Annotated in this window: 5 protein-coding genes; 1 reads left to right on the forward strand and 4 read right to left on the reverse strand. The window is 62.0% G+C overall.

The window, feature by feature from the left end; all coding sequences use genetic code 11:
* Positions 1–1,116: MFS transporter (locus tag Q0O19_RS13815; protein ID WP_295523922.1), on the forward strand; the 1,116-nt coding region annotated here is incomplete at its 5' end.
* Positions 1,117–1,143: 27 nt separating this feature from the next.
* Here the strand turns inward: Q0O19_RS13815 and phnE are convergent.
* The 4 genes from phnE to Q0O19_RS13835 form a co-directional block, all read right to left on the reverse strand.
* On the reverse strand, positions 1,144–2,010 hold the full coding sequence (gene phnE / locus Q0O19_RS13820; RefSeq protein ID WP_295523924.1) for a phosphonate ABC transporter, permease protein PhnE: 867 nt from the start codon (positions 2,008–2,010) through the stop codon (positions 1,144–1,146).
* Positions 2,007–2,825 carry an ABC transporter permease gene (locus Q0O19_RS13825; protein WP_295523928.1) on the reverse strand — a complete coding sequence of 273 codons (819 nt, stop codon included), beginning with the start codon at positions 2,823–2,825 and terminating at the stop codon, positions 2,007–2,009. Before Q0O19_RS13825 ends, phnE begins: the two co-directional genes overlap by 4 nt.
* A 100-nt stretch (positions 2,826–2,925) precedes the next feature.
* Positions 2,926–3,765, reverse strand: a complete 840-nt coding sequence (locus tag Q0O19_RS13830) for an ATP-binding cassette domain-containing protein (RefSeq protein WP_295523926.1) — start codon at positions 3,763–3,765, stop codon at positions 2,926–2,928.
* Positions 3,766–3,783: 18 nt separating this feature from the next.
* A complete protein-coding gene (locus tag Q0O19_RS13835; protein WP_295523930.1) occupies positions 3,784–4,617 on the reverse strand; it encodes a putative selenate ABC transporter substrate-binding protein in 834 nt (277 codons plus the stop codon).
* Positions 4,618–4,927 lie beyond the last annotated feature (310 nt).

Genomic DNA, 4,927 nt, shown 5'->3' on the forward strand with positions numbered 1-4,927 from the left:
TTCTCGCTGTTGATGACGCCGCTCGAAGCCGAGCTGGGCATGACGCGCGCTGATTCGTCTCTGGCCTTCAGCTTGTCACTGCTGGCCGAGGGTTTGATGGCCTATAGAGTGGGGCGCTGGATCGATGCGGGGCGGGAGCGCTGGGTCATGACGCTGGGCTCCTTGTGGGTGGGTGTGGGCCTGGTCGGTCACAGTTTCGTGACCACGGTTGCGGGGTTTTATGCCGCCTGGATCTGGCTGGGCTTGGGCATGGCGGCCACGCTTTACACACCGGTGTTTGCGTTGGTCACACGCCGCTTTCCGCAGGACTTTCGCCGCGCCATCATCACGCTCACGTTTTTGGGCGGACTGGCCAGCACGGTGTTCATTCCGTTGTTTGCTTGGTGGATGGATCTGTGGGGTTGGCGCCAAGCCCTGTGGGCTCTGGCGGCGATGCAATTCTTGATTTGTGCGCCGCTGCACGCCTGGTTGCTGCAAGGCGCGCCGCTCAAGGTTCTGGAGACCACTTCGCACGGCGCGGTGCAACCGGCCTCGGTGCGCGAACACCTGCGCAACGCGCCGTTTTGGCTCTTGGCGCTGTTCATGGTGCTCACCATGTCGGTCACCTCGGCCTTGCCCGCGCACATGATCGCCTTGCTGCAGGAGTCGGGCTTGTCACCCACCTGGGTGATCGCCATTCCGGCGGCCATCGGGGTGATCCAGGTGCTGGGGCGTCTGGTGCTCTTTGTGTTTGAGCGTTACTGGGACGTGCACGCCGCCAACCGCTGGATTCCCACATTGATCCCAGCGGGCGTTCTGGCCTTGCTGATCGGTGGGCTCAGCCCACTCGCCTCCTTGGTGTTTGTGCTGCTGTATGGCCTGGGCAATGGCATGAACACCATCGTGAAGGGCACCGCCATGGCGCAATACGTCAGCCGCGCCCATGTCGGGCAGCTCAATGGCTTGCTGGGCATGCCCATCGCCTTGGCACGGGCCGCTGCGCCTTTGACGCTGGGTTTGCTGTGGTCTCCCGAACTAGGCTACACCCTGGCGTTGTGGTGGCTGCTGTTGGCCAGCTTGGTCGGTACAGCCGCGCTTTGGGCAGCGCAAAGCTACGCCCGCAATGCACAGCATTGAACGCCACTGAACGCTGACTTCAATGCATCAGCGGGTGAGCCAACGCCGCGCCGCAAAGCTCAGCGCATCCACGCAGGCCACCATCAGCAGCATGGCCGCCAAAATGGTGGCGGTCTTGTTCATGTGGAACAGGCCCATGTGGAAAGACAGCAACTGGCCCAAGCCACCCGCACCCACCACGCCCAGCACGGCGGCGGCGCGGATGTTGTTTTCCCAGCGGTACAGCATATAGCTCATCAACTGCGGTAAGACCTGCGGCAAGGTGGCATAAAAGAAAACGCGCAGCGGCCCCACGCCTTGGGTGCGCAAGACGTCGCCGGGGCCGGTGGGGATGTTCTCCATGGCCTCGGCAAACAAGCGACCCAGCACGCCACTGGTGTGCAGGGCCAGCGCCAGTGTGCCTGCCATGGGCCCCAGACCCGCCGATATCAAAAGCAAAGCGGCCCACACCAGTTCAGGAATGGCGCGCAGGGCATTGAGCAACCAACGCGTGGGGCTGCGCAGCCAAGCTGGGTCTTGGGCAGACATGCGGCTGGCGGGAACAGCAAGCGCCAAGCCCAGCACCGCCGCAATGGCCGTGCCCAGCGCCGACATGGCCAGGGTTTCCCAAGCGGCCCAAGCCACCTTATTCACAAACAAGGGGGACAGATCAGGCGGGAAAAATTCGGCCAGAAAGCGGCCCATGCTGCGCGCCGCCTCCATCGATGCAAAGGCCACCCAATCGAGCTCCAGCGACACAAAGCTGGCCACCACCAACACCAGCAAGCCGGCTGTGAACCAGCAGGCACGGCATCGGGCGTTGAACAAGGGGGGCGGCAGTCTCCAGGGCGGGTTGGCCGCTTCCTGCGCAAAGGTCCGTACCACGGGGGGGGCGTCGGGAATCGGCATGGTCATGCCAAGGCCTTTCGCAACCAGGCGCTCACGCGGTCGGCCAGTGCCACCAAGGCAATGAACACCAAGAGCAAGGTGGCCACTTCACCACCGTTGAACATCTTCATCGAGTTGTCCAGTTGCTGGCCCAGACCGCCCGCGCCCACAAAGCCCAGCACCACCGAAGATCGAATGGCGCATTCCCATCGGTACACCGTGTAAGACGCCAGCTCGGCCGCATGGCTGGGCAGCAGCGCGTACACAAAGGCCTGCAGCCGGCCGCTGCCATTGCGCATCAGGGTCTGGGTGGCATGGCTCTCGCCACTTTCCAAAATTTCGGCATACACCTTGCCCAGCATGCCGCCATAGGTCAGGGCGATGGCCAGCACACCCGCCGTAGGCCCCAGGCCGACCACGCGCACAAACACCAGTGCCCAGATCAATTCAGGAATGCTGCGCAACACAATCAAAGTGGCCCGCACACACCAGCGCAGCACAGCTGGCCAGCGGTCCATGCGGCCCGACAAGGCCGAGAGTGACAAGACCCGCGTCGCCAACAAACTCAAAGGAATAGCCAGCACCAGCGCCAGCGTGACCCCTGCAGTCGCCATGGCCACGGTGCGCCAGGTTTCGCGCACCACCATCTGCAAAAATTCGGCGTTGTACACCAGTGGCCAAAAGCTGCTCAGAAAGTTGGCGGTGACTTTGCGGTTCTCGGGCTCCCAGAGCACCCACAAACGAAATTCAGTGGCCACACCCAATGGCCACAACAGCACCAACGCCAAGCTGATCCAAAAAACACGCGCAGCAAAAGCCGGGTCGCGCGCAGGTGCTTTCATTTGCGGGCGAACAGGCGGCAAACCGGATGGATGGTCTGCAGACGAAGGGAAGACAGCGAGCGACATCTTTGGGGCAAGTGACTTCAAGGAACTGACCGCGTCAGCGGCAGTGCATCACCACGGGCGCGGGCGCTTCGGATGTGCCCTCTTGCAGCGCCACGGGCAGCGCCTCGCCGCGCAACTCGTGTTCGTACTGGTCGTACAAATGCGCCAACCGCTCGGGAGTGACCTGGGCTGCTGGCAAGTCAAACACCAACTGTCCGTCGCGCAGACCCATGATGCGTGGAAAGTGCGCCAGCGCCATGTCCACCTGGTGCAGCGTGGCCACCAGTGTGGTCTGCCTTTCACGCGCCAGACCCACCAAAGCGGCCATGGCCATGCGGGCGCGCATCGGGTCGAGGGCAGAGAGGGGCTCGTCAATCAGCCACAAACTGGCCGGCGCCAAAAGGGCACGGGCCAGACCCACGCGTTGCCGCTCTCCGCCCGACAAACGGTCGACGCGTTCGAACAATTTATCGCCCAAGTCGAAGTGCACCAGCGCTTCATAAGCGGCCGGGATATTGGCCGGGTAAAACAGCGAGCGCAAACTGGCCCACAAACCCATGGCGGGCAAACGTCCGGCCAGCACCGAGGTCACCACGCGCTGGCGTGGCGGCAAGGGCGGCACCTGCGGGGCCAAAAACAACTGGCCACGCAAACGGCGCAAGGCCCGTGCGGGCAAAGTCCAAGGGTTCACCCCGGCCAATTGCAGTTGGCCCTGCGTGGGCGGCTGGGCGCAGGCCAGCACCTGCAGCAAAGTGGTCTTGCCTGCGCCAGATGGCCCGATGATCGCCACCTGCTCGCCAGCGGCCAGCTGCAAGTTCAATCCACGCAAGGCCGCAGGGGCTCCCGGCAAGGCTGCCGGATGCCGGGCTTCTAAGGCCTGCAGGTCGATGTTCAACGCCCAAACTCCTTGGCTTTAGAGCAAACCCGCGCTGCGTGCGGCCGACTCCAAGCCCTTGTAGTTCTCAGGCGTGGTGGGCACATAGCGGGTGGCGCGGTTGAGCTTCAAAATTTCGGCGTGCTCAGGGTTGGCGGGGTTCAGAGCCAGCAAGGCCGTCTTGATTTTTTCACGCAAGTCGGCGGGCATGTCGGCGTGCACCGACCAGTTGTAGTTGAAGTACGGCGCAGTGGTGAAGAACACGTTCACGTCTTGTGTGTTGACCTTGTTTTCGGCCACAAACTTTTTCCAGACCGTGATGTCCAGTGCGGCAGCATCGACCTTGCCACTGACCACAGAGGCGATGGTCGCGTCGTGCGCGCCGCTGTAGGCGATGCGCTTGAAATCTTTTTCAGGATCTATCTTGGCCTGCAACAAAAAGCTGCGCGGCATCAGGTGGCCCGAGGTGCTGCTTTGTGAGCCGAAAGAGACTTGTTTGCCCTTCATGTCGGCCAAGGTCTTGATGCCCGAATCGGTCTTGGCAATGAACACCGACTGGAATTTGGTGTCTTCTTCGCGCTGGGCCAAAGGCACGATCTTGCCGCCCGAGCGGATGCTGGCTTGCACAAAGGTGAAACCACCGAACCAGACCACATCCACTTTTTTATTCACCAAGGACTCCACCGCAGCGGGGTAATCGGTCACCGGCGTGAAAACCACCTTCATGCCCAACTGTTTTTCCAGGTAAGTGGCCAGGGGCGTGAATTTGCGCACCTGCTCCGTCGCCGCCTCTTCCGGGATGGTGGTCACGCGCAGCGTGGTTTGGGCTTGGGCTGTCGATGTCACACTGGCCGACAAGGCCAGCAGACCCATGCAGGCACAGGACAGGATTTTGGATAAAAAAGCATTGGACATGGCGGACTTCCCATAAAAACAAACACCCGAGATTAAAACCTGAATTCAAGACATCCGGCCGCACGGGTATGAAAGGGCATCCTCACGACTTGGCATGGGCCCAATCCAGGGTCTTGCCTACACGGGTCGCCGCCCGCTGAGCGGCTGCCTTAACATGCCGCATGACCACGCCTCAATTCATCCAGCTGTACCAGCACAACGCCGCCGCTGTGGCTCAAGAGCTTTTGCAGGGCTTGAGCGCCCCGCAGGCCTTCACCTCCCCCAAGTA

The organism is Limnohabitans sp. Rim8 (genome assembly GCF_945869175.1).
GTDB lineage: Bacteria > Pseudomonadota > Gammaproteobacteria > Burkholderiales > Burkholderiaceae_C > Limnohabitans_A.

Excerpts from the sequence above, each read along its gene's own strand:
- phnE (WP_295523924.1), bottom strand. The coding sequence starts at position 2,010 with ATGACCATGCCGATTCCCGACGCCCCCCCCGTGGTACGGACCTTTGCG.
- Q0O19_RS13825 (WP_295523928.1), bottom strand. The coding sequence starts at position 2,825 with ATGAAAGCACCTGCGCGCGACCCGGCTTTTGCTGCGCGTGTTTTTTGG.
- Q0O19_RS13835 (WP_295523930.1), bottom strand. The coding sequence starts at position 4,617 with ATGGGTCTGCTGGCCTTGTCGGCCAGTGTGACATCGACAGCCCAAGCC.